Here is a 23,609-nt window from a genome sequence, read left to right as displayed (position 1 = left end):
AAGAGCGTGTCAGTGGTCCGCGTTCACGATCGCCAGCAGGGCATCGCGATCCATGACCACCAAACCACCCGGTTCGATCCGGATGATGAGCTCGCGTTCCATTTGTTTGAGTTCCTGGTTCACGCGTTGACGTGAGGCCCCCAACAATTGCGCCAATTCCTCTTGCGCCAATTGCAAACTGATGCGAACGGCTTTGGCGTCCGACAAACTCGGCACCCCATAACTGCGCAACAAGTGGTTGAGTTGTTTGGCCAAACGCGCACGCAAGGGCAGGGTGTTGAGGTCTTCCACCAAGCCGTACAGTTGGCGAATGCGCCGCGACTGCAGTCGCAGCATGGCTTCGTAAAACTCGACGTGCTGCGACAGGATTTTCTTGAAGTCGGCTTTGGCCACATTCAAGGTGGTGGTGTCCCCGTGTGCATAGCAGTCGTGCGTGCGCCGGTCTCCGTCGAAGATCGACACATCGCCAAACCAAATGCCCGGCTCCACATAGGTCAACGTGATTTGCTTGCCCGACACCGAGGTCGAACTGACACGCACGGCACCCTTGGCACAGGCGATCCACTGCTCGGGCGGATCTCCCCGTGCAGCGAGCATGTCGCCGTCTTTGTGACGTTTGACGTAAGCGCATCGAAGTATGTCGTGTCGTAGTGAAGGTGAAAGGCTTGAGAACCAGCGACCACTGTTGATCGCTTCTCTTTCCTCCATTGTCAGAATGGGTTCGTCCATGCTCTGTCCTTTGAGTGACTGGTGATCGGATTTTTGTCGCCTGGGGGACCAGACGGCTTATTCGTATTGGGGTTTTTGCTTGTTCAAAAACGCGGCAATGCCCATGCCGGCATTGCCGTGGTGCAGATTCTTCACAAACTGGTCGCGTTCACGTGCCAACTGGGCATTCAAAGTGCTGCCGTCGGCATCCGACAACAATTCCTTGATGCTGGTCAATGCATTGGGTGCTCTTGCATTGATCTGTTCGCCCAGCTTCAGCGCCTCGTCGAGGGCTTGTCCTGCATCGGTCAATCGGTTGACCACCCCCAGCTGCTGCAGTCGCTCGGCGCCGATGCGCTCGCCGCACATCAGCAACTCGGTGGCCAGTTGGCGCGGTACCGCACGAGACAGGCTCCAGCTGCCCCCGCCATCGGGCGACAGTGCAATGCCACTGTAGGCCATGACGAACACGCTGTTGCGCGCGGCCACAATCATGTCGCAGGCCAGCGCCAGTGAAAAACCGGCACCCGCTGCAGGCCCTTCCACGGCCGCGATGACGGGCTTGGGGAAGGTGCGGATGGCTTCAATCCAGTTGTGCAGGCCTTCGATGCTTTGCGCTTGGTGCTCGGGCGGCAGCTGGCGGTTGTTTTGCAGGCGCTGTAAATTGCCGCCTGCGCTGAAGATGCCGTTGGCCCCGGTGATGACCACGCTGCGCACATCGGGGCTCGATTCGGCCACGCTCAGGGCTTCGACCCCGGCGGCGTACATTTCCGGCCCGAGCGCGTTGCGAAACTCCGGGTTGCTGAGGGTCAGGATGAGGGTCTGACCTTCGCTGGTGCTGAGCAGTTGAGCAGTCATTTTGATTATTCAGTTGGGGACAGAGCTAAAGATCTGTCCCTCAAGTCATTCAGATCGGGACAGTGCTGAAGATCTGTCCCGCAAAGTCATCAGTCTTCCGTGTGCATGAGCGACAGACCAATCGCACCGCGGCGGCGCAGCCAGGGGCTAGGGCGGTAACGCATGTCGCCATAAACGGTTTGCATGTTGAACAACACTTCGAGGATGCTGTCCGGGCCAAAGCGGTTGCCCATGGCCAAGGGCCCCAGTGGATAGGCCAGGCCCAGCGTGACGGCTGTTTCGAGGTCTTGGGGGGTGCAGATGCGCTGCTGGCAGATGTCGGACGCGATGTTCACGATGCTGGCCACCACGCGCTGGGTCACAAAGCCGCCACTGTCACGGATGACCGAGACGGCTTTGCCGTCGCGCGCAAAAAGGGCGTGGGCCGCGTCGCGCATGTCGGCGCGTGTGGCGGGGTTGGTGGCCAGCACGCGGCGTTTGGTGGCCGCGTCGTTGACCAGCATGTCGATGCCCACGGTGCGGGCCGGGTCCAGGCGCTCGACCACGGCCACGGTGGTGATGTCAAAGCCCAGCGGGGCGACGATGGTCAGCGCCTCAGGCGAGGGCGATGCGCCGGTTTCGACTTTGGCACCCAGGTCCTTGAGCAGTTGCAGCAGTTCCATGCGGCGGGCAGCGCGGGGCGAGACCCACACGGGCGGGATGTTGTCCACCACGGGCACGGCGGGTTCGGCGGGCACTTGCGCCACGCCATCCACGTATTTGTAGAAGCCTTCGCCCACTTTTTTGCCCACCACCCCTCCAGCCAGACGCTGGGCGGTGATCACGTTGGGACGGTAGCGCGGTTCTTCGTAATACTGGTGGTAAATCGCTTCGATCACGTGGTGCGAGACGTCCAGTGCGGTCAGGTCAAACAGCTCGAAGGGGCCGAGTTTGAAGCCAACCTGGTCGCGCAAAATGCGGTCGATGGTGGCGAAATCGGCAATGCCCTCGCTCACGATGCGCAGCGCCTCGGTGCTGTAGCCGCGCCCGGCGTGGTTGACGATGAAGCCCGGCGTGTCTTGCGCCTGCACCGGCGTGTGGCCCATCTGGCGGGCAAAGTCGGACAGACGCTGGCACACGGCGGCGTCGGTCTTGAGGCCAGCAATCACCTCGACCACTTTCATCAGGGGCACGGGGTTGAAGAAGTGGTAACCAGCAAACTGGCCGGGGCGCTGCAAGGCGGCGGCAATCGCGGTCACCGACAGAGACGAGGTGTTGGTGACCAGCACGGCCGTGGGGGCCAGCACTTTTTCCAGATCGCTGAACAGGCTTTTCTTGATGTCTAGTTTTTCGACAATGGCTTCAACCACCAGTTCGCAACCGGCCAAGTCTTGCAGACTGCTGGCACCCAGCAAGCGGGTTTTGTAATCCGCGACGGCTTCGGCGGTCAGGCGGCCTTTTTCCTGCAGTTTGCCCCATTGCTGAAACACCGCTTCGCGGGCTTTGGCGATGGCCTCGGGCTGGGTGTCGTACAGCCAGACCTGGCTGCCCGCTTGTGCGGCGATTTGGGCAATGCCCCGGCCCATGGCGCCGGCGCCGATGATGGCGACTTTGGAAAATGCAAGTGTCATGTCGGAAAAGTGCAGAGTCAAGGAATGCGGGCCCCGGTGTAACCGGTGCGTAACAGGGCATTATCGCCCCGGTTTCAGAGGCTCAGCTTGGGGCAGGTAATGGGTGCAAGCGGGCGTAACGGGTCGCCAGCAGGCTCAGGGCCATGGCCAGCAACATGCCCAGCAAGCCGAAATGGGGCAGGGCGATCAAACCCTGATGAACGATGACGGTCGCGCCCAGGGTGGCACCCAAGGCTTGCCCGGCGTACATGGCCGAGGTGTTGAGTGCGATCGAGGCCGATGCCAGCCAAGGTGCTTGCCCCACCAGACGGGCTTGCTGGGCCGAATTGGACGCAAACACCCCCAAGCCCCAGGGCAGTAGAACTGCACCCATGATGAGCCAACTGTCCGCCCAAGGCGCCACCAGCATGCCGCAGCTGATGCATGTCAGGGCGATCAGCACGGCACGCGAAGCGCCCACCCGGTCGATGTAACGCGAAAGCAAGGCGTTGCCGACAAAGCCCATCCCGCCATAGCAGACCAGCAGCGCACTGAACTGTGCCGGGCTGGTGTCAAAACGGGTGTGTATATAGGGTGCCATGTAGCTGAACAACACAAACTGACCGCCTGCCGAGAGCACGGTCACGCCCAGCGTCACCAGCAAGGTGCGCGACGACAGGGTCTGACGCCAGGCGGCGGCTGACAAGGCCGGGGGGACCACGCCATCGGGCATGCGCCGCCAAAGCCACAGTGCACCCACCAGAGAAAGTGCCGAAATCAAGCCCATAGACCAACGCCAGCCCAGCGTGCCACCGATCCAGGCCCCCAAAGGCATGCCCAGCACAGACGCTACCGACCAGCCCAGAAATACAAAGGTGATGGCCCGCCCGCGTTGCTGCGCGGGCACCAGCAGTCCGATGCACGAGGCGGCCTGCGGGGTGAAGATGGCCGCCGATACCAGGGCCAGTGAGCGCAGCAGGTTGAGGCTGGCAAACCCCGGTGCAAACGCGGCCAGCGCGTGCCACAGGCCGTACCACAACAAGCTGCCCACCAGCAGTTTGCGCCGGTCCCAACCGGCCACCAAGGCCGCAAACAGCGGTGCTCCCAGGCAAACCACCAGCGCGCCCACCGATATCAGGTGCCCGGCGGTGGCCACCGAAACAGAGAGCGATGAAACAATGTCGTTGAGCACCCCGGCGGCGACCATGACGCCGGTGCCGATCACGATGTTGCCAAACATCATGGGCCACAAAACGCCCGGTAAACCAGTTTGGGACGTGTGAGCGGTGGTCTGGGTCAAGGGGTGATTCAGCTTGAGGGCCGTGTTTTCAGCGTCGCACTTGCAATGCGCCAGGGTTGACGATGTTGGTGGGCGTGCCCTTGATGAAGTTCACCACATTGTCAAAAGCTGCGCCGAAATAATGTTCGTAACTGTCTTTTTCGACATAACCAATGTGCGGCGTGCAAATGCAGTTTTCCAAGCGCAGCAAGGCCGAGCCCTGCAAAATCGGCTCGGATTCGAAAACATCAATGGCGGCCAAACCGGGGTGGCCACGGTTCAAGGCGCCAATCAAAGCATTGGACTCGATCAATTCGGCGCGTGAGGTGTTCACAAACAAAGCGGACGGCTTCATGCGTCCCAAATCTTCGCCTGTCACGATGCCTTGCGTCGCATCGTTGAAGCGCAGGTGCAGGGAGAGCACATCGGCTTCTTCAAAAAATGCGGCACGACTGCCCGCGGCGCGGTAGCCGTCCTGGCTGGCTTTGGTGCGTGACTCATCACTGCCCCAAACCATGACATCCATGCCAAATGCCTTGCCGTAGCCAGCGACCAATTGGCCAATTTTTCCGTAACCCCAGATGCCCAGGGTTTTGCCCTTGAGCACCGTGCCCAAGCCAAAGTTGGCCGGCATAGAGGCGGCTTTCAGTCCGGACTGTTGCCAAGCGCCGTGTTTGAGGTTGCCAATGTACTGCGGCAAGCGCCGTGCCGCAGCCATGATCAACGCCCACGTCAGTTCGGCTGGCGCGACGGGAGAGCCCACACCTTCGGCGACAGCCACACCGCGTTCAGTGCAGGCAGCCAGATCGATGTGACCGCCCAACCGTCCAGTCTGGACAATCAGTTTCAAGCGGGGCAGTTTTTCGATCACGGCACGCGTCAACTGGGTGCGCTCGCGGATCAGCACAATGATGTCGGCGTCTTTCAAGCGCACCGACAGCTGGCCAATGCCTTTGACGGTGTTCGTGTAGACCTTGGCTGGAAAATTCTCGAGTTTGGCAGCGCAGTCGAGCTTTCGCACCGCATCTTGGTAGTCGTCAAGGATCACAATGTTCATCCCTCCATTGTGCCTTGACGGGGCGGCCTGATCAGGCCGCTTGGGACGCTTTTCTGATCAAGCGCAGGCTTGTGCGGCCTCAATGGCCGCCAGACGGTCCAGTTCGGCGCAGACATCGGCCATGCGACCTGAAATCACCATGCGACCGGCACCCTTGACCCGTTGATCGCTTTCGGTGACCCGTAAGACGCGCAGTGCAGGCGTGGTGGCTGCTGTACGGACGCAGGGGGTTGATGGTGTGCTTTTCAAGCCCGATGGCGTGCAAGCGGGCCTGCGTGTGGCCCAGACCGGCCGCAAATAGGCGTTTGAACGTTGGGGTTTGGCCACCAAAGGCGCAGCCCGGTTGAAATTGGAGAAGCCTTGAAAAAGACCCGAAAGAGCGAGCAGAGCGATTCCCATGTGAAACCTTTCAAAAGCATGGAGGTTGGACACAGGCAGGATTGCTGAAAAAGCCTGTTGCATCAGGGCTGACAGAACCAGTCCGCCAGCGCCCGCCACCTGGTGCAACAAGCAGGTGCGTTACATGAGCAGCGTGTTGCGGATCAGACCCACTGCCAGACCTTCGATGTCAAAAGGCTCTTCGGGGTTGACCACAATGGTTTGGTAATCGGGGTTTTCGGGCAGCAGCTCGATGCCGCTGGCGGTTTTGCGCAGACGCTTGACCGTGACTTCATCACCCAGTCGGGCGACCACGATTTGGCCGTTGCGGACTTCCTTGGTCGATTTCACGGCCAGCAAGTCGCCGTCCATGATGCCCGCGTCGCGCATGGACATGCCGCGCACCCGCAGCAGGTAGTCGGGTTGCTCACTGAACAGTGTGCTTTCAACTTGGTAGGTTCGATCCACATGCTCTTGAGCCAAAATGGGCGACCCGGCAGCGACCCGACCCACCAGTGGCAAACTCAGCTGGCCCAGACCGGGCAGGGTGAGGCTGAACAAATCGGATGGGGCGCGCAGGCTACTGCGGTTGCTGCCCTTGAGACGGATGCCGCGCGAGGTGCCGCTGACCAGTTCGATGGCACCTTTGCGGGCCAGAGCCTTGAGGTGTTCTTCGGCGGCGTTGGCCGACTTGAAGCCCAACACGCTGGCGATTTCTGCACGCGTGGGAGGTGCGCCGGTGTTGGCAATGGTGTTCTGGATCAGTTCCAGAATTTCTTGCTGTCGGGCGGTGAGTTTGGGGCTGTCGGTCATGGGGTGTCCTTGAAAAGGATGGGTGAACTGTTTTTTCATCCAGTGGCTGTATTTTTAACCAGTTTTTAAGGCAGTGCAAGTGGTGGAAGCAAAAAAAATTCAGAAAGTTGTGGTTTTGGGCACAGGCGGCACCATTGCTGGCACGGCGGCCAGCGCCAGTGACCACACCGGTTACACCGCCGGGCAGCTGGGTGTGCAGCACCTGCTGGACGCTGTTCCCGGCCTGAATGACGCACTGCAAGGTGTAGCCTTGGTGGGCGAACAGGTGGCCCAGCTCGACAGCAAGGACATGGACCACGCCACTTGGCAAGCTTTGGCTCAACGCTGCACCCATTGGCTGACGCAGCCTGATGTGGGTGGCATCGTCATCACCCATGGCACCGACACACTCGAAGAAACCGCCTGGTTTTTGCAACAAGTGCTGCACACCACCAAGCCGGTGGTGATGACTTGCGCCATGCGCCCGGCCACGGCCCTGACACCCGATGGCCCACAAAACCTGCTCGATGCCATGGCCGTGGTCTGCGATCCGATGGCAAGTGGCGTGCTCGCCGTCTGCGCTGGCCGCATTCACAGCGCCCGCGATGTGCAAAAAGTTCACCCGTATCGGCTGGATGCTTTCAGCTCGGGCGACGCAGGCCTCAGAGGCTGGGTGGAGCAAGGCAGGGTGCGTTGGTCAAATCCCGACAACATGACCGAGCCCCATCCACAAGCCAGCCAAGCGCTGGGGCTGTCCACCGCCGATTGGCCTTGGGTGGCGGTGTTGCTCAGCCACGCAGGCAGCGATGCACGTCAGGTGCAGGCTCTGGTGGCTGGGGGTGTGAAAGGTCTGGTGGTGGCTGGTACAGGCAACGGCACCGTCCATCAAAACCTGTTGACGGCTTTGGCCCAGGCCCAGGCGCAAGGTGTGGCTGTGCGCTTGACCACCCGTTGCGCTGAAGGGCAGCTCGTGGGTCAAGCTGCCGCGCTGCCCACCGCACCGGCAGGGCTCAATGCTCATAAAGCGCGGGTGAGTTTGATGCTGGATTTGATGGGTTAACGCCTCACCAAGGTCCAGTTGCAACAAAGCCCCGCATTGCGGGGCTTTGTTCTTTGGGAGATTCTGAAAGATCAGTCAGCCAGTGCTGCAAACGCACGTGCGGTGATGTCTTCCACGCTGCCGGTACCTTGAATGGCACGGTACTTGGGTGCAGCCGCGGCATCGGCTTTGGCCCAGCCGGAGTAATAGTCCACCAAGGGGCGGGTTTGGTCGCTGTAAACCTGCAGGCGTTTTTTGACGGTTTCTTCCTGGTCATCGGCACGTTGCACCAAGGGCTCTCCAGTCACGTCGTCCACGCCGTCCACTTTGGGTGGGTTGAACTTGACGTGGTAGGTGCGGCCCGAAGCGGGGTGCGAGCGGCGGCCGCTCATGCGTTCGATGATCGCGTCAAAGGGCACGTCGATTTCGAGCACGTAGTCGAGCTTGACGCCTGCGGCTTTCATGGCGTCGGCCTGGGGGATGGTGCGGGGGAAACCGTCAAACAGGAAACCGTTGGCACAGTCAGCCTGAGCAATGCGCTCTTTGACCAAGTTGATGATCAGGTCGTCGCTGACCAGGCCACCCGATTCCATCACGGCTTTGGCTTGCAAGCCCAGCGGTGTGCCTGCTTTGACGGCCGCACGCAGCATGTCACCGGTGGAGATTTGAGGGATGTTGTATTTCTGGCAGATGAAGGTCGCTTGTGTACCTTTGCCGGCGCCGGGTGCGCCCAACAGAATCAGTCTCATTGGAAAAGTCCTCTTATCGTTTGGAATTTGAGGTCAGGCGAACCTGACGTTTGTCTTTTTGAGAATAGCACGCCTGCCTCTAAGCAGGCTTACGGCATTCTTCACAGAAAAATCGTTTTGCTTCAGCCCAGCAGCGCCCGTACGCGGGCCAGGTCTTCGGGGGTGTCTACGCCTGGGCCAGGGGCCTGATGGGTCACATGCACTGCGATGCGGTGGCCGTGCCACAGTGCGCGCAGTTGTTCCAGCGATTCCATGGACTCCACCGGCGCGGGTGCCAGGGTAGGGAACAGGGCCAGAAAGCCGGCGCGGTAGCCATAAATGCCGATGTGGCGCAGCGGCGCGGGATCGGGCAGGGCTTTGAACCGGCCCTCCGATTGACCATCGCGCCACCAGGGAATAGGTGCGCGGCTGAAATACAGTGCCATCTGGCGGGCGTCCATCACCACTTTGACCACGTTGGGGTTGGTGAATTCGTCGAGTGAAGCGATGGCATGGGCGGCGGTGCTCATGCTGGCTTCGGGCCGCTCGGTCAGCACACGCGCCACGTCGTTGATGAGCGTGGGCGAGATCAGGGGTTCGTCACCCTGCACATTGACCACCACCGCATCGGCGGGCAGGCCCAGCAGTTGGCAGGCTTCGGCCAGGCGGTCGCTGCCGCTCACGTGGTCTTTTCGGGTCAGCAGGGCCCGCACGCCGTGTGCTGCGCAGGCGGCCACGATGCTTACATCGTCAGCGGCCACCACCACCTGTGCGGCCTGCGATTGAAGGGCGCGTTGCGCTACACGCACGACCATGGGCAGCCCGGCGATGTCGGCCAGCGGTTTGTTGGGCAAACGGCTCGATGCCAGACGCGCTGGAATGACCACGGTGAAGCCTTGTGGCTTGGCAGATTCGGTCATGTCGAGGTCTTAGAGCGGTGGGCGCAGGGCCGCGAGCTTGTCGATTTCTTCGTCGCTCAGGGTGCGGGCTTCGTTTTCCAGCAGGATCGGAATGCCCTTGCGCACCGGATAGGCCAAGCGGGCGCTGCGCGAGAGCAGCTCTTGCCGCTCACGGTCGAAGTCGAGTGGGCCTTTGGTGACCGGGCAAACGAGCAATTCAAGCAATTTGGTATCCATGCCTTCAATGATAACGGCCCCTAGGCGCGCGGACCGGCTGCAGGGGGGGCAAGGCCCCAAAATTCAGCGCGGCAGAAGTTGTGCGATGCGGGCGTCCAGCGAAGCCCAGAAATCCGCTTCGGGCGTGATCACCAAGGGAACGGCCAAGGCACCGGGCTCGTGCGGCCACAGTTTGGCCGCGTCTTTTTCGGTGCACAGCAAAATGCGGCCAGTGTTCGCGGAAGACCAATCCTCGAAATCATGGTGATCGGGCAGGGCAATGGTGCGAGCCAAAGTCAGGCCCGATTGGCGCAGCATCCCGAAAAAGGCTTCGGGCCTGGCCAGTCCGGCCACTGCATCGACCGCTTGGCCTTTCAGTGTGCTCAGCGCAACGCGTCGGCCATCTGCGCCGACCGCGTGATCGGCCAGTTGCCGCTGGGCCCGGTAGCCGCCCATCTCTGCGTTGTCTGAAAGCTCAGGGCCCGTGTGCAGCACCCAATCGACAGCTCGGGGCCAGGTTTCGCGCAAAGGTCCAGCGGGCAACAACCAACCGTTGCCCAAGCCGCGTTCGTCCATCACGCAAATTTCGAGGTCACGGGCGAGCGCCCAATGTTGCAAGCCATCGTCACAAATCAGGATTTGAACCTCCGGGTGCGCCTGCAGCAAGCCATGCGCCGCATCGGCTCTGGCGCGGGCCACCCAAACAGGCACGCCAGTGGCTTGGTGAATCAACAAGGGCTCGTCTCCCACATCCAGCGGGCGGCTGTTGTGTACCACTGCGCGCGCATCCTGGGTTTGCCTTCCGTGGCCTCGCGAGATCACGCCCACCCGCCAGCCTTGGGCGAGCAAGTGTCTGGCCAAGGCGATGGTGACCGGCGTTTTGCCTGCGCCACCGGCCACCACATTGCCCACCACGATCACCAAAGCGGGCACGCGCCGGGTTTTGAAAAGGCCTGCCGCGTAGCCCCAACGTCGCAGGGCCACCAGCGTGCCGTAAACAGCCGCGATCGGCAGCAAGGCCCAAGCCAAGGGGCCGCGTTGGGTCCACACGTGCGGCAAGCGCTGGTGCAAAAAGGTGGACAAGCCCATGCCGATCAGGAGCCCGGGGATGGGGCCGATTGGGCCGCAAAAGTGATTTTGGACAAGCCGCTGCGGCGTGCCGCTTCCATCGCGTTGATGACGTTCTGGTGCGTGGCCGATGCGTCGGCGCTGATGACCAGCATTGCGTCCTTGTCGGCCAGTGGGGTCAGGACCGCCACCAAGGCCCCTACCGAGCTGCCACCGACCGGCGATTTGTTGACCGCATATTGCCCTTGTGAGGTGATCGTCAGCACGATCTGGCGTGGACGCTGGCTGGGTGGGGTGGCATCGGCGACGGGCAGGTTCAGTTGGATCTCGGTCAGGCGCGACCACGTGGTGGTCAGCATCAAAAAGATCAGCACGACCAACAACACGTCAATGAACGGGATCAGGTTGATCTCCGGCTCCGGGGACGAGGATCTGGGTTTGAAGTTCACAAGCAGCCTTTAAGTGCGCAAACGGGCCAGATGCCGGGCGAAGGTCTCGGCGGCCACTTCCATGGCCAGCACATGGCGGTCCACCAAGGCTCGGAAGTAACGCCAGAACATCAGGGAGGGGATGGCCACGATCAAACCAAAGGCGGTGTTGTAAAGCGCCACCGATATGCCGTGTGCCAGCAAGGCGGGCTGGTTGCTCGACGCTGTGTGTGCCCCAAAAATGTCGATCATGCCGACCACCGTGCCCAGCAAACCGAGCAGAGGGGCGGCTGAGGCGATGGTGGCCAAAGCGGGTAGGTAGCGCTCCAGTTGCTGAGCCGCCAGGCGCCCGGCCATCTGCATGCTCGCCTGCAAGTCTGTGTCAGAGGCCTTGGGGTTTTCCTGCAAGCAGCGCAGCCCACTGGCCAGGACCGGACCCATGACGCCAGCTTTGTCCAGTTTTTGAATGATTTCTTGCGCAGGCATGCCGCGTTGCATGGCCTCGATGGTTTGCGCCAGGAGCTGAGCTGGCATGACTTTGTCGTTTTGGAGTTGCACCCCACGCTCCAGGACCAAGGCCAGGGCCAAAATGGAGCAAAGGATCAGCGGCCAAATGGGCCAACCTGCGGCTTGTATGATGGACAACAAAGAAAATACCTTCCAGTTTTTCGGTCTCGAACCCGGCTGATTATCGGCGAATGCCTTGGCTTTGCGAGAGATGGGCCCTTGTGCTGGTAGGAGACCGCTGTTTCTGTGGATAACTTTGTGAAGAACTTGTTTTTTTGCTTTGTTCAGCATACTCAGGTATATATAAATTATTTGAAATTTGACCGGTCATTTTTAAAAAATCAAATAAAATCAATGACTTGCGATTGCTTTTTTCTTTTGCTTATTTCGCCTTTGCGCTATCCTGCATGGGGCCGTGCTTGTGGAGTACTTCTTCCCACCCCGCTTGGGTTTGGCGCTTGAAAGCCCCTTGAAACGCTGATGAAACCTCAATTCCATGCCTCCAATTGACGATTTGAAGCCACGTGCGTGGACAGTTTCGGCGCTGTGCCGCGCCGTGGCTGACAGCCTGGACGCCCAGTTCAATCCCGTCACGGTGCGCGGCGAGATTTCGGGTTTCTCGCGGGCCGCCAGTGGGCACTGTTATTTTTCGATCAAGGACGACACGGGGCAGATCCGCTGCGCCATGTTCCGCCGTGCGGCCAGCCTGGTGGACTTTGTCCCGCGTGACGGTGAACTGGTCGAAGTGCGTGGTCGCTTGGGGGTGTACGAGGCCCGTGGCGATCTGCAGCTGATCGTTGAGTCGATGGAGCGGGCCGGGCAGGGGGCACTGTTTGAGCAGTTTTTGCGTCTCAAGGCCAAGCTCGAGGCTGAAGGCTTGTTCGACCCGGCGCACAAACGCGCTTTGCCCGCCCAGCCCCGTGCCATTGGCGTGGTGACCTCGCTGGGTGCCGCCGCCTGGCATGACGTGGTCACCGCCTTGCAGCGGCGTGTGCCGCACATTCCCGTGTTGATGGCGCCCGCCTTGGTTCAAGGGACGGGCGCCGCAGCCACCTTGGCGCAAGCCTTGCAAAGCCTTTACGCCTTCACGGCCGAGGACAACCCGCTCAGCCCGCCTGTCGATGTGATCCTTTTGGTGCGAGGTGGCGGCTCAATGGAAGACCTGTGGTCATTCAATGATGAGAACCTGGCTCGGGTGATTGCCCAGAGCCCGGTGCCGCTCATTTGCGGCGTGGGTCACGAGACCGATTTCACCATCGCCGACTTTGTGGCCGATGTGCGCGCCCCAACGCCCACGGCAGCCGCCGAGATGGCCGCGACCGACCGGGGTGCAGGCCTTGAGGCCTTGTCGGTGCTGGAACACCGATTGACCCGGGGGCTGTTGCGTCAGCAGGACCGGCAAGCCCAAGGTCTGGACAGCGTGGCGGCCAGGCTGGGGGTGGGGCTGGCGCGCCAGCAAGACCGCCAAGCCCAGCGCTTGGCCACCATCGCCGCGCGTTTAAGCCGCCCGCAAGCCTTGGTGGGCCAACACAGCCAGTGGCTGGACCGATTGGCGCACCGCCTGCAAGCCGGTGTGCAAAGTGAGCTGACGGACAGTGGCCACAGGCTGGAGCGATTGAATGACCGTTTGGGCTTCAACCAAGGACAGCAGGTACAGCAGCGTGCCCAACGCCTAGAGCGGGCGGCCTTGCGTTTGTCGTCGGTGGACCCGCACCAAGTGCTCGAGCGTGGCTATGCCTGGCTCAGCGATGAGCGTGGCCAGGCATTGACCCATGCCGCCCAGTTCGAGCCGGGCCAAAGTGTTCGGGCGACTTTGTCTGACGGCGAAGTGGCGTTGAAGGTTTTGGTCTGACTTTGGAGTGACCTGCTGCGCCAAAGGGCGATCGTTCAGCCCCTAAAATGCATGGGTCTACCCTCAACCGCAACAACAAAAGGACACCCTCATGGAACACACCTTGCCCGCTCTGCCTTATGCGATCGACGCACTGGCCCCTCACTACAGCCAGGAAACCCTGGAGTTCCACCACGGCAAGCACCACAACGCGTATGTGGTGAACCTGAACAACCTGCAAAAAGGCACCGAATTCGAGAGCATGTCTCTCGAAGAAATCATCAAGAAGTCCAGCGGCGGCGTTTACAACAACTCTGCCCAGATCTGGAACCACACCTTCTTCTGGAACTGCATGAAGCCCCAAGGCGGCGGTGAACCCACAGGCGCTTTGGCAACTGCCATCAACGCCAAGTTCGGCAGCTACGCCGCTTTCAAAGAAGCCTTCGTCAAGAGCGCCGTGGGCAACTTCGGCTCCGGCTGGACATGGCTGGTCAAGAAAGCCGACGGCTCGGTGGACATCGTTAACATGGGCGCAGCAGGCACCCCCTTGACGACTGGCGACACCGCTTTGTTGACCGTGGACGTGTGGGAACACGCTTACTACATCGACTACCGCAACATGCGTCCCAAGTTCGTCGAGACTTTCCTCGACAAGCTGGTGAACTGGTCTTTCGCAGAGAAGAACTTCGCCTGATCGAGGTTTTCCTCCATGCAAAAAGCCCGCTTGTGCGGGCTTTTTGCTTTTTGGGCCGAAGGTGAATGTGACCCCAGGGGCAGAGGTTATACCTGAGCCAACAACCTGCTGCTGGGTTGAACTTCAATCGACCACTGAGCTGAGCATGGGCTGGGGCCGGGCACCGATTTTGGGTACTCCCTCATGAGGTGCGCGGCCCCAGCCCATGCTCAGCGCTACCCGAAGCACCGAGCACCGAGCACCAAGCAAAGTCAGCGAATCATCATCCCCCCATCGGCCACGATGGTCTGCCCTGTCACGTACTGCCCGGCTGGACTGGCCAAAAACACCGCCACCCCACCAATGTCATCCGGCTCACCCATGCGGCGCAGGGGTGTCTCGCCGTTGTACTTGGCACTCAGCACCGGGTCCTCGTGCAGGGCCTTGGCAAAGTCGGTCTTGATCAGGCCCGGTGCGATGCAGTTCACTCGGATGTTGTCTGGACCCCATTCCACGGCCAGGTTGCGTGCCAACTGCATATCGGCCGCCTTGGAAATGTTGTACGCCCCGATGATGGCCGAGCCGTGCAGGCCGCCGATCGACGACACGATGACGATGGCACCGTCCTTCTTGGCTTTCATGTCGGGGTAGACCATGGTGCACAGCCAGGTGTTGGACAGCACGTTGTTGCGCATGACCTTGTCGAACACCTCGTCGCTCATGCCTGTGGTTGGGCCGTAATAGGGGTTGGTGGCCGCGTTGCACACCAGGATGTCGATCGGGCCCCAGGCTCCTCGGGTTTGGTCGATCAGGTTTTGCAGCTGTTCTTTGCTGGAGATGCTGGCGGCAATCGCCATGGCCTCGCCGCCTGCGGCCTGGATCTCTTTGACCACCACTTCGCAGGCGTCTTGCTTGCGGCTGGACACCACCACCTTGGCACCTTGTTTGGCCAGCTGGTGTGCGATGGAGCGGCCTATGCCCCGGCTGGAGCCCGTGACGACGGCGACTTTGCCTTTGAGATTGAACAGCGACATGAAACGGTCTCCTTGTTTGAATGGTTGGCAGTCTGCCTGTGTGCGCTGCCCGTGTCTGTCTTGCGGGTGTCACCCGAGCAGGCGAGGAGCCAAGCCTGCGCCACAATGCTGCCCATGGAACAAGTTGATGCTGTTGTGATCGGGGCTGGCGTGGTCGGCCTGGCTGTGGGGCGGGCGCTGGCGCTGTCGGGCCGCGAGGTGCTGTTGCTCGAATCGGAGAACGCCATCGGCACGGGCACCAGCTCGCGCAACAGCGAGGTCATCCACGCGGGCATTTATTACCCGGCGGGTTCGCTCAAGGCCCGGCTGTGCGTGCAAGGCAAGGGGCTGCTGTATGCCTATTGCGCCGAGCGCGGCGTGGCGCATCAGCGGTTGGGCAAGCTGATCGTGGCCACGACTCCTGAGCAAGTGCTGGCCCTGGACGGCATCATGGCCAAAGCGGCCGCCAACGGCGTGCACGATTTGCAAAAACTCTCGGCGGCCCAGGCCCACGCGCTGGAGCCTGCGCTCTCTTGTGACGCGGCGCTGCTCTCGCCCAGCACGGGCGTGGTGGACAGCCATGGCCTGATGCTTGCCCTGCAGGGCGACATGGAAAACGCAGGCGGCCTGCTGGCGCTGGTCTCGCCCGTGCAGCACATAGGCCTCAAGCACGGCACCGCCACCCACCCGATCTGCGTACGAACGCAAGATGGCACCGAGCTGGCGTGCAAGTTGCTGGTCAACGCTGCTGGGCTGAGCGCCGTGGCATTGGCCGAGCGCATGGACGGGCTGGACAAAAGCCTCTTGCCCCAAGCCCATTACGCCAAGGGCAACTACTTCACGTTGGCGGGCAAGGCGCCGTTTTCCCGCCTGATCTACCCCGTGCCCGAAAAAGCGGGTTTGGGGGTGCACCTGACGCTGGATTTGGGTGGGCAAGCGAAGTTCGGTCCGGATGTGCAATGGGTCGATGACCCCGCTGACCTGCAAGTGGACCCGCGCCGCGGCGATGCCTTTTATGCCGAAGTACGCAAATACTGGCCCGCATTGCAAGATGGCGCATTGCAAGCCGGTTACTCGGGCATGCGCCCCAAGATCAACGCCCCGCACGAGGCAGCAGCCGACTTCATGATCCAAGGCCCCGCCGAGCACGGTGTCCCGGGCCTGGTGAACCTTCTGGGCATCGAGTCGCCGGGTCTGACCAGTTCGTTGGCGATTGCCGACGAGGTCTGCGCTCGGTTGGTCTGATCGCATTTGGGACAGCGCAGGCCGCAGGTGCGCACCTATCATCTTGAGCATGCACCCTCTTGACGAAGCCATTGATCTGAAAGCCAGCGCGCCCCACGAATTCATGGGCGCGACCCACCCGGCATACGCCAACATGATCGGGCCCTTTGGCGGCACCACTTCAGCGCAGTTGCTGCAGTCGGCCATGCTGCATCCCGAGCGCCTGGGCGAGCCGGTGGCGCTCACAGTCAACTTTGCCGCCCCGGTGGCCGATGGCGAGATCCGATTTGTGGCGCGGCCTGTTCGCACCAATCGCTCCACTCAGCACTGGATCATCGAAGCCCACCAAGCCGAAGGCGTGGTGGCCACCGCCACCGCAGTGTTCGCTGTGCGCCGCGAAACTTGGTCAAACGTGGAGGCCGTGATGCCCGCCAACGTGCCCGCGCCCGAGGCCGTGCCTCGCATGCCCGTGAAAGGCATGCCCGCTTGGCCCCAACGTTACGACATGCGTTTTGTCGAAGGCGCTTTCCCCGCTGCCTTTGATGAGCAAGAGCAAGCCCATTCGCGCTCAACCCTGTGGATGCGCGACGAGCCGGAGCGGTCCCTGGACTTTGCTTCTTTGGCGGCATTGAGCGACAGCTTTTTCCCTCGCATCTACATCCGCCGCCGCCGCCGCGCCCTCATTGGCACGGTGTCCCTCACCACCTATTTCCACGCCGACAGCGCCTTGCTGGCGCAGGTGGGCACACGCCATGTGCTGGGCGTGGCCAAGGCGCTGAACTACCGCCACGGCTACTTTGACCAGTCCGGCCAGCTGTGGAGTCCCGAAGGTCAGCTGCTGGCGAGCACGCACCAGCTGGTGTATTTCAAGGACTGAAAAACATGCCCAAGGACATCATCATCCGCCCCATTCAGCGCGAGGACTATGCCCAATGGCGACCCCTTTGGGATGGGTACAACGCTTTTTATGGCCGGGAAGGCGAGACAGCATTGGCAGAGAACATCACCGATGCTACTTGGGCACGGTTTTTCAGCGCTGAAGAGCCGGTTCATGCCTTTGTGGCTGTGGATGGCAACACTGTGGTGGCCTTGGTGCACTGCCTTTTTCACCGCAGCACAACCCGGCTGCATGATGTTTGCTATTTGCAGGATTTGTTCACCGCGCCCAGCCACAGAGGCCAGCGAATTGCTCAGCATCTCATTGAGGCCGTTTATACGGCTGCACGCGCTGACGGCAGTTCTCGGGTTTATTGGACAACGCAGATCGGAAATGTGTCTGGCCGAGCCCTGTATGACAAAGTGGCCAGCCATACAGGTTTCATCATTTATTCGAAGGAACTTTGATGCGCGAATGGCATGAACCGGTGGGGCATGCCGTTTTTTTATTCAACGCTTCATCTGCTGCAGCGCACTCGCCACTTCGGTGACCAGCGCAGGGCCTTTGTAGATCAGCCCGGTGTAAATCTGCACCACGTCGGCCCCGGCTTCTATTTTTGCGATCGCATCGTGTCCGCTCAGGATACCGCCCACGCCGATGATGGGGAAGTCCTTGCCTAAAGCAGCACGCAGCTGGCGGATCACACGGTTGCTGCCTTCGAGCACGGGCGCACCCGACAGACCGCCGGTTTCTTCGGCATGCGGCAGACCGCTCACCGCGTCACGCGCCAGTGTGGTGTTGGTGGCGATCACGCCGTCCATGCCGTGCTTTTGCAAGGTGGCAGCGATCACGCCCACTTGGGTTTCGTCTAGATCAGGGGCGATTTTCAGGAACATGGGCACGCGGCGGCCGTGTTCGGCAGCCAGTTCTTCACGCCGCGCTACCAGTGCGCCCAGCAGGCCGTCCAGCGCCTCGTCACTTTGCAGGGCGCGCAGGTTCTTGGTGTTGGGGCTGGAGATGTTCACCGTCACGTAGTCGGCATGCGGGTACACCCCTGCCAGCGCGATCAAATAGTCGTCGGTGGCGTTTTCAATCGGGGTGGCGGCGTTTTTACCGATGTTCAGACCGAGCAGCCGGCCTTGCTGGCGGAACTTGGAGCGCTTGACGTTGGCGATGAAGGCGTCGAGCCCGTCGTTGTTAAAACCCAGGCGGTTGATCAAGGCTTGCGCCTCGGGCAGGCGGAACATGCGCGGCTTCGCGTTGCCGGGCTGCGCCTTGGGCGTGACGGTGCCCACTTCGACAAATCCAAAACCCATGGCGCCCAGGCCGTCGATGCAGCGGGCGTTTTTGTCGAGGCCAGCAGCCAGGCCCACCCGGTTGGGAAACTGCAAGCCCGCCAGTGTGATGGGCTGCGCCACAAAGGGCTGGCGGTAAACGCGGTCCAGTGGGGTGTTTTGGGTGCGGGCCAGGCCCTCGATCGTCAGTTCGTGGGCCTCTTCGGGGTCCATCTTGAACAAAAAGGGGCGAAGGAGGGCGTAAGGGATCAGGGACATTGGATAATTCCAGCCAGCAAAGGCGTTGACAACAATTGCACTGATTGTCTCAAACCCTGGCGCACCTTCCATTTTTTACCCAGACCCGACCCCATGACACAAGACGAACTCAAAGCCCTGGTGGGCCAAGCCGCCCTGAAATACGTTGTTCACGGCGAGATCGTCGGCGTGGGTACGGGCTCCACGGTCAACAAATTCATCGACGCGCTGGCCACGATGAAAGACCAGATCAAGGGCGCAGTGTCCAGCTCCGAAGCCTCTACCGTGCGTCTGAAGGCCCTGGGCATTCCGGTGTTTGACAGCAACGAGGTCGAAAGCTTGTCGGTCTACATCGACGGTGCGGACGAAATCGACCACCAGGGCCACATGGTCAAGGGCGGTGGTGCGGCCCTGACCCGAGAAAAAATCGTGGCGGCGCAGAGCCAAAAGTTTGTCTGCATCGCCGATGAGAGCAAGCTGGTGGACGCTTTGGGCGCTTTCCCTCTGCCCGTGGAAGTCATCCCCATGGCCACGGCCCGCGTGATGCGCCAGTTTGTGGCGATGGGCGGCACGGCTGCGGTGCGCCAAAAAGACGGTCAGCCTCTGGTGACCGACAACGGCCAGCACATCGTCGATGTGAAGGGCTTGAAGATCACCGATCCGGTGGCGTTTGAAAACACCGTCAGCCAGTGGCCTGGTGTGGTGACGGTGGGCGTGTTTGCCTTGCAAAAAGCGCAAGTCTGCTTGCTGGGCACATCGACAGGTGTGAAGACGCTGTCGTTCTGAGTCTCGGTACCCCGAGCTGAGCGCGGCATTGTGATTCGGCCGCAGGGGCAGCCTCCCACCATGGACATGGCTCGGTTTAATGTGGGAGCGAGCCCCTGCTCGCGAATGCCTCAGGGTCTCAAGCCCGGCGCAGCAGCAGGCGCAAGTCCGGTCCGATGCGGTCCACCGCATGAAAGGCCAGCAGCACAGCACCACTCAGCTCGGTGAGGGCGGGCAAATTGGCCAGGCCCTGGCCTGGGCCCAGCAGTTGCGGGGCCAGATAGACCAAAAATTCGTCCACCAGCCCTTCGCGGATGAACGAGCCGTTGAGCTTGTGACCGGCCTCGACATGCAGTTCGTTGATCTCGCGCCGGGCCAGGTCGCGCAGCATGGCCGCCAGATCGACCTTGCCACCGGGGCCGGGGCAGTCGATCACGGTCACGCCGCGTGCGGTCAGTGCGGCGCGTTTGTCCAGGTTTTCGGGTGTGGCGGTGGCGGGGGCAGCGGTGTAAATCCAGATCTGCCGGGCTTGTTCGCCCGTGCCTTGTGTGCCCAGCAACTTGGCGCTCAGGGGCATGTCCAGGCGGCTGTCCACCACCACCAAGTGCGGCTGGCGCGGGGCGTCCATGCCGCGCACATTGAGCAGCGGGTCGTCTTCGAGCACGGTGCCAATCCCCGTCAGGATGGCGCAGGCCCTGGCCCGCCAAGCGTGGCCATCGGCGCGGGCAGGGGCGCTGGTGATCCACTGGCTTTGGCCGTTTTGCAGCGCGGTTTGGCCGTCGAGCGAGGTGGCCACTTTCATGCGCACCCATGGCAGGCCACGCTCCATGCGGCTGAGAAAGCCGATGTTGAGTTCACGCGCTTGCAGGGCGATGTCGCTTTGCGGGTCGAGGGTTTCGGTCTGCACGCCCGCTGCCGCCAAACGCGCCATGCCCTGGCCTGCCACTTTGGGGTTGGGGTCGGTCATGGCCGACACCACGCGGGCAATACCCGCTGCGGCCAACGCATCGCAGCAGGGGCCGGTGCGGCCCTGGTGAGCGCAGGGTTCCAGTGTGACCCAGGCGGTGGCGCCCTGCACCTTGTGTCCGCGTGCAGCGGCGTCGCGCAGCGCCATGATTTCGGCGTGCGGGCCGCCTGCGCGTTGGGTGTGGCCTTCGCCCAGCACCGTGCCGTCGGTTGAGGTGATCACGCAGCCCACGCGGGGGTTGGGTGAAGTCAGCCACAGGGCCTGGCGAGCCAGGTCCAAGGCGCGTTGCATGGGGGAGGGGTGAACGGTCGAAGAGGGCACAGCGGACAACAAATGGGTGGTTCTGGTGGCGCGGCCAAACGGTCGCGCAGACTAAGGCGAGGATACGCCAACCCACAGGGGGATGGCCGAGGCGCTGCTGTGCCATTCAAGGCGGGTGTTGGCACCTGCTCCGCTGGCTGTCCATTCCACGCTGACTTGCAGGTCGTTGATCAGGCCATCGCCTCGGGGTGTGCTGCGTGTTTGCCGGGTGTAGCGCACGCCTTGCACCTGGATGGCCTCTTGACCGGGGCAGGGCAAGGCCTGGGCGTGCAAGCAGTCCATGGCTTCTTGGGCCAGGTGTTGGGCCACGGTGTGTTGGCGGCTTTGGCTGGCCATGTGCAGGGTTTTGAGTGTCAACTGCGTGGCACCCACCAGCCCGATGCCCAGCACCGCCGAGGCGATCAGGGCTTCGATCAAGGCCATGCCTTGTTGGGCGCGTGGCTGATGTGTCACGGTGTGCCCTCGCTCCAGCTGCCATTGACGCGCTGGACCCGTGTTGCATCGATGCCTTCGGGCCAATTGAGGATGTAGGCATTGCGGCCTTCAGGGCGCGCGATCATGGAGCCCGAGCGCCACTCGGGCAAGCCCGATTCCACCACCAGTTGGCCTTCGATGGTCCCGGCTTGCCAGCCCCGCATTTTGTCGTCGTTGCACCCGGAGTCGAGCAAGACGCTGCCCACAATGCGCACACTGGCACCGATGCGCGGACAGCGCTGGGCGCAGGCTTGGGCAGAAAACACCAGCAATGCCGGGGTGTCGGTGGTGCCCACGCTTTGCAGCCAGTCGCCGGGGCTGTCGATCCAGTAAATCGAGCGCGGGGGTGTGGTTTGCGCTGTCAGGCCGTTGCGCTCTTGGGCGCTTGACCAGGCTTGCAGCTGTTCGTCAGTGATGTCGCCCAGCACGCTGCGCCAGGCTGCTCGGTTGCAGGGGCTGCGCGGCATGGCTGTGCTGGGGCCCGTTTTGCTGCCCCCGCCGGGCAAGCTGGTGGGGCTCAGGGCGAGGCAGGCATTTTTCTCGGCGCTGGAGATGCTGCCGTTGCGGTTGGTGTCCACCACGAAATGCGTTTGCACGGCAGGGCCTTTCGCGGTGCCTGTGCAGGCCTCGCCTTTGCTGGAGAGGGGGCACACGCGCAGGCTGGCACCGGTGGCCGCGCTGATGCAGCCGTTCAGCACCAGCGCGGCAGGTGCCGCCAGGCCCGGTGCCGGGGCCACAAAAGGCACAAACAAGCTCTCACGTGCCTGTGCTCGGCTGTTTTGGCCCGCGATGCTGGCGCTGGCATGCACCGTCCATACGTGAGGCGACTGGACCAGATCGCGCACGGCGGTGGCGCTCAGTTGCGCTTGGGGCAGGCCGGGGTGAGGCGCGACGCTCATTGCGCTGCACTGCCACTGCGGGCCGGTCACGCCCGCCGGGCAGTCGGTGCGCGTGGTCAAGAGCGCATTCGCATTGGGGCTGCTGTTTGCGATTGCCGCCTGTGCACTGGCCAAAGCCGCATCGGCAGCCAGTCGTGCCTGGCTTGCGTGCGCATGGTTGTGGCTGGCCAGTTGGTCCATCAGCACGCTGCGCGCGCTGTAAAAACTGGTCAGGCTGGCCAGAATCACCAGGCCAATGGCCACCAGCAAGGTGATGGCCCCGCGTTGAGCCTGAGCAGGGCGATGGCTTGTCATGGACAAAACAGCGCTTGCTGACTGGCGGGCAAGTCATTGCGCAAATGCACGGTTTGCGACAGGCTGAACTGGCGAGAGGCATCACCGGGCCACTGCGCCGTCAAGCCCATCTGAACGCTGCGGTGCAGCCAGCCATTGCGCAGTTCACAGCGCAGTTGCCAGCTCAAAGCGGTGATGTTCAGATTGGCGCTGTCGGTGATGGCTTGCCAGCTGCCGGTCGAGTTGACGGCAGAACTGCATTCCCTGCGTGCATACAGTGCCTTGTCAACCAAGCGAAAACCCATGCATTCGTCGTCGTCGCGCTGGCCATTGTGGTTGCGGTCATAGCTGAAGTCGATCCAGTCGCCGTCGATGCTGAAGTCTTGCCAGTCTTGGCAAAACGGGTCATCGCAAGCTGTGGGGGATCGCGTTTTCCAGGCGCTGGCTGTGTATTGGGCTTTGCGCAGTTCCCTGGCCATCCAGTCCATGGCCGAGCGCAGGTCGGTGTGCAGGTGGGTGTCTTGCAAGGCCGTGCGGTGGCCTCGCAAATGATTGGCCAGCATGGCGCTGCCAGCAGCCAGCACAACCAAACCCACCGCCATGCCCACGAGCAAACCCATCAGGGTTTCGCCTGTTTCATGCTGGCGCAGGACGTTTTTCATCGACGCCAGCAGCGTGCAGGATCGCTGTCAGGGTATTCACCAGCACCGAATGTGGCGGCGCCCGTGCCCTGCCAGCTCAAACGCAAGGGGTTGCAATCGCGGTCTGCCGCTTGGCCAAGCAGGCCAATGGCCTGCGCGGTGTAGCCATCGGTTGTGGCGTCTGAGAGGGTGATTTGGTAGTGCCCCTGAGGGGATCGGTCACTGGCCCAGCCCAATGCACTCAAGGATTCGGCATAGCGCTCGTGGGTGCCTCGCCAACGGACCTGTTCCATTTGCAACTGGAGCAAGGCTGCTTGCCCATCGGTGCGTCTTGCCTGGCGTTGCTGCTGCTGATACGCGGGCAGGGCCAGCGCAGCGAGCACGCTCATCAAGGCCAAGCTGATCAGCAGCTCGGCCAGGGTCCATCCATGTCTGCAGTGGCCGAGCAGGGTGCTCGACACCCTGTGTGGCGTGGGCATGCGTTGTCTCCTTGATGTATTTTTATTGTGGCCTTATGTGTTCATCTTGTACAGTCCGAAACGATACAGCAACTTGTCTTGGACCTGTTGGCCC

General features: G+C 61.8%; 27 protein-coding genes. 7 read left to right on the top strand and 20 right to left on the bottom strand.

Going from position 1 to position 23,609, the window contains the following annotated elements; all coding sequences use genetic code 11:
• Positions 1–9: 9 nt before the first annotated feature.
• The 7 genes from B9Z37_RS01685 to lexA all read right to left on the bottom strand — a co-directional run bounded on the left by B9Z37_RS01685 (position 10) and on the right by lexA (position 6,682).
• Positions 10–729 (bottom strand): Crp/Fnr family transcriptional regulator, encoded by a 720-nt coding sequence (locus B9Z37_RS01685; RefSeq protein WP_108311315.1) that lies wholly within the window; start codon positions 727–729, stop codon positions 10–12.
• A gap of 57 nt (positions 730–786) precedes the next feature.
• Positions 787–1,566 (bottom strand): oxepin-CoA hydrolase, alternative type, encoded by a 780-nt coding sequence (locus B9Z37_RS01680; RefSeq protein ID WP_108311314.1) that lies wholly within the window; start codon positions 1,564–1,566, stop codon positions 787–789.
• 89 nt (positions 1,567–1,655) lie between these two features.
• On the bottom strand, positions 1,656–3,176 hold the full coding sequence (locus tag B9Z37_RS01675) for a 3-hydroxyacyl-CoA dehydrogenase (RefSeq protein ID WP_108311313.1): 1,521 nt from the start codon (positions 3,174–3,176) through the stop codon (positions 1,656–1,658).
• A gap of 82 nt (positions 3,177–3,258) precedes the next feature.
• Positions 3,259–4,455, bottom strand: a complete 1,197-nt coding sequence (locus B9Z37_RS01670; RefSeq protein ID WP_240606589.1) for an MFS transporter — start codon at positions 4,453–4,455, stop codon at positions 3,259–3,261.
• Positions 4,456–4,483: 28 nt separating this feature from the next.
• Positions 4,484–5,491, bottom strand: a complete 1,008-nt coding sequence (locus B9Z37_RS01665; protein WP_108311311.1) for a D-2-hydroxyacid dehydrogenase family protein — start codon at positions 5,489–5,491, stop codon at positions 4,484–4,486.
• Positions 5,492–5,548: 57 nt separating this feature from the next.
• The gene (locus B9Z37_RS01660) at positions 5,549–5,890 is read right to left on the bottom strand and encodes a hypothetical protein (RefSeq protein WP_108311850.1); all 342 of its coding nucleotides are present in this window, start codon (positions 5,888–5,890) and stop codon (positions 5,549–5,551) included.
• A gap of 120 nt (positions 5,891–6,010) precedes the next feature.
• Complete coding sequence (gene lexA / locus B9Z37_RS01655; RefSeq protein ID WP_108311310.1) at positions 6,011–6,682, bottom strand: transcriptional repressor LexA; 672 nt, start codon at positions 6,680–6,682, stop codon at positions 6,011–6,013.
• An 82-nt stretch (positions 6,683–6,764) separates the two neighbouring features.
• On the opposite strand from lexA, the gene B9Z37_RS01650 reads away from it, so the two are divergent.
• Complete coding sequence (locus tag B9Z37_RS01650; protein ID WP_407067209.1) at positions 6,765–7,721, top strand: asparaginase; 957 nt, start codon at positions 6,765–6,767, stop codon at positions 7,719–7,721.
• 71 nt (positions 7,722–7,792) lie between these two features.
• Here the strand turns inward: B9Z37_RS01650 and adk are convergent, their stop codons facing one another.
• The 6 genes from adk to B9Z37_RS01620 form a co-directional block, all read right to left on the bottom strand.
• Positions 7,793–8,449, bottom strand: a complete 657-nt coding sequence (gene adk / locus B9Z37_RS01645) for an adenylate kinase (RefSeq protein ID WP_108311308.1) — start codon at positions 8,447–8,449, stop codon at positions 7,793–7,795.
• A 122-nt stretch (positions 8,450–8,571) separates the two neighbouring features.
• Complete coding sequence (kdsB, locus tag B9Z37_RS01640; RefSeq protein WP_108311307.1) at positions 8,572–9,348, bottom strand: 3-deoxy-manno-octulosonate cytidylyltransferase; 777 nt, start codon at positions 9,346–9,348, stop codon at positions 8,572–8,574.
• Between the two features lie 9 nt (positions 9,349–9,357).
• Positions 9,358–9,564, bottom strand: coding sequence for a Trm112 family protein (locus tag B9Z37_RS01635; protein ID WP_108311306.1), 207 nt, complete (start codon positions 9,562–9,564; stop codon positions 9,358–9,360).
• A 63-nt stretch (positions 9,565–9,627) separates the two neighbouring features.
• Positions 9,628–10,632 (bottom strand): tetraacyldisaccharide 4'-kinase, encoded by a 1,005-nt coding sequence (gene lpxK, locus B9Z37_RS01630; RefSeq protein WP_108311305.1) that lies wholly within the window; start codon positions 10,630–10,632, stop codon positions 9,628–9,630.
• A gap of 5 nt (positions 10,633–10,637) precedes the next feature.
• A complete protein-coding gene (locus B9Z37_RS01625) occupies positions 10,638–11,060 on the bottom strand; it encodes an ExbD/TolR family protein (protein WP_108311304.1) in 423 nt (140 codons plus the stop codon).
• Positions 11,061–11,069: 9 nt separating this feature from the next.
• Entirely contained in the window at positions 11,070–11,687 is a 618-nt protein-coding gene (locus tag B9Z37_RS01620; protein ID WP_108311303.1) for a MotA/TolQ/ExbB proton channel family protein, read from the bottom strand.
• A gap of 355 nt (positions 11,688–12,042) precedes the next feature.
• Here B9Z37_RS01620 and xseA point away from each other — a divergent pair, with 355 nt between their 5' ends.
• The gene (gene xseA, locus B9Z37_RS01615) at positions 12,043–13,398 is read left to right on the top strand and encodes an exodeoxyribonuclease VII large subunit (RefSeq protein WP_108311302.1); all 1,356 of its coding nucleotides are present in this window, start codon (positions 12,043–12,045) and stop codon (positions 13,396–13,398) included.
• A 91-nt stretch (positions 13,399–13,489) separates the two neighbouring features.
• Complete coding sequence (locus B9Z37_RS01610) at positions 13,490–14,071, top strand: superoxide dismutase (protein ID WP_108311301.1); 582 nt, start codon at positions 13,490–13,492, stop codon at positions 14,069–14,071.
• Positions 14,072–14,322: 251 nt separating this feature from the next.
• Here B9Z37_RS01610 and B9Z37_RS01605 read toward each other — a convergent pair whose 3' ends face one another.
• Entirely contained in the window at positions 14,323–15,084 is a 762-nt protein-coding gene (locus tag B9Z37_RS01605) for an SDR family NAD(P)-dependent oxidoreductase (protein WP_108311300.1), read from the bottom strand.
• Positions 15,085–15,198: 114 nt separating this feature from the next.
• On the opposite strand from B9Z37_RS01605, the gene B9Z37_RS01600 reads away from it, so the two are divergent.
• Genes B9Z37_RS01600 through B9Z37_RS01590 form a run of 3 tightly spaced genes read left to right on the top strand, consistent with a single transcriptional unit; the run spans position 15,199 to position 17,631 of the window.
• Positions 15,199–16,308, top strand: a complete 1,110-nt coding sequence (locus B9Z37_RS01600) for an NAD(P)/FAD-dependent oxidoreductase (protein WP_108311849.1) — start codon at positions 15,199–15,201, stop codon at positions 16,306–16,308.
• A gap of 49 nt (positions 16,309–16,357) precedes the next feature.
• Positions 16,358–17,164, top strand: coding sequence for an acyl-CoA thioesterase (locus B9Z37_RS01595; RefSeq protein ID WP_108311299.1), 807 nt, complete (start codon positions 16,358–16,360; stop codon positions 17,162–17,164).
• Positions 17,165–17,169: 5 nt separating this feature from the next.
• Positions 17,170–17,631: a GNAT family N-acetyltransferase gene (locus tag B9Z37_RS01590; protein ID WP_108311298.1), complete on the top strand. Its 462-nt coding sequence runs from the start codon at positions 17,170–17,172 to the stop codon at positions 17,629–17,631.
• A 42-nt stretch (positions 17,632–17,673) separates the two neighbouring features.
• On the opposite strand, the gene B9Z37_RS01585 is transcribed toward B9Z37_RS01590, so the two are convergent.
• The gene (locus tag B9Z37_RS01585) at positions 17,674–18,717 is read right to left on the bottom strand and encodes a quinone-dependent dihydroorotate dehydrogenase (protein ID WP_108311297.1); all 1,044 of its coding nucleotides are present in this window, start codon (positions 18,715–18,717) and stop codon (positions 17,674–17,676) included.
• A 93-nt stretch (positions 18,718–18,810) separates the two neighbouring features.
• On the opposite strand from B9Z37_RS01585, the gene rpiA reads away from it, so the two are divergent.
• A complete protein-coding gene (gene rpiA / locus B9Z37_RS01580) occupies positions 18,811–19,482 on the top strand; it encodes a ribose-5-phosphate isomerase RpiA (protein ID WP_108311296.1) in 672 nt (223 codons plus the stop codon).
• A 118-nt stretch (positions 19,483–19,600) separates the two neighbouring features.
• Here the strand turns inward: rpiA and ribD are convergent, their stop codons facing one another.
• From ribD to B9Z37_RS01555, 5 genes are all read right to left on the bottom strand, one after another.
• Positions 19,601–20,719 carry a bifunctional diaminohydroxyphosphoribosylaminopyrimidine deaminase/5-amino-6-(5-phosphoribosylamino)uracil reductase RibD gene (gene ribD, locus B9Z37_RS01575; protein ID WP_108311295.1) on the bottom strand — a complete coding sequence of 373 codons (1,119 nt, stop codon included), beginning with the start codon at positions 20,717–20,719 and terminating at the stop codon, positions 19,601–19,603.
• A gap of 81 nt (positions 20,720–20,800) precedes the next feature.
• The gene (locus B9Z37_RS01570; RefSeq protein WP_146179683.1) at positions 20,801–21,202 is read right to left on the bottom strand and encodes a type IV pilus modification PilV family protein; all 402 of its coding nucleotides are present in this window, start codon (positions 21,200–21,202) and stop codon (positions 20,801–20,803) included.
• Positions 21,199–22,416, bottom strand: coding sequence for a hypothetical protein (locus tag B9Z37_RS01565; protein ID WP_108311293.1), 1,218 nt, complete (start codon positions 22,414–22,416; stop codon positions 21,199–21,201). The genes B9Z37_RS01570 and B9Z37_RS01565 overlap by 4 nt, the downstream gene beginning before the upstream one ends.
• On the bottom strand, positions 22,413–23,057 hold the full coding sequence (locus B9Z37_RS01560; RefSeq protein ID WP_108311292.1) for a PilW family protein: 645 nt from the start codon (positions 23,055–23,057) through the stop codon (positions 22,413–22,415). Before B9Z37_RS01560 ends, B9Z37_RS01565 begins: the two co-directional genes overlap by 4 nt.
• On the bottom strand, positions 23,054–23,515 hold the full coding sequence (locus B9Z37_RS01555; protein ID WP_108311291.1) for a type IV pilin protein: 462 nt from the start codon (positions 23,513–23,515) through the stop codon (positions 23,054–23,056). The genes B9Z37_RS01560 and B9Z37_RS01555 overlap by 4 nt, the downstream gene beginning before the upstream one ends.
• Between the last annotated feature and the right edge of the window lie 94 nt (positions 23,516–23,609).

The sequence above is a fragment of the Limnohabitans parvus II-B4 genome, from assembly GCF_003063455.1.
GTDB lineage: Bacteria > Pseudomonadota > Gammaproteobacteria > Burkholderiales > Burkholderiaceae_C > Limnohabitans_A > Limnohabitans_A parvus.
This window is presented reverse-complemented; position numbering and strand designations above follow the sequence as displayed.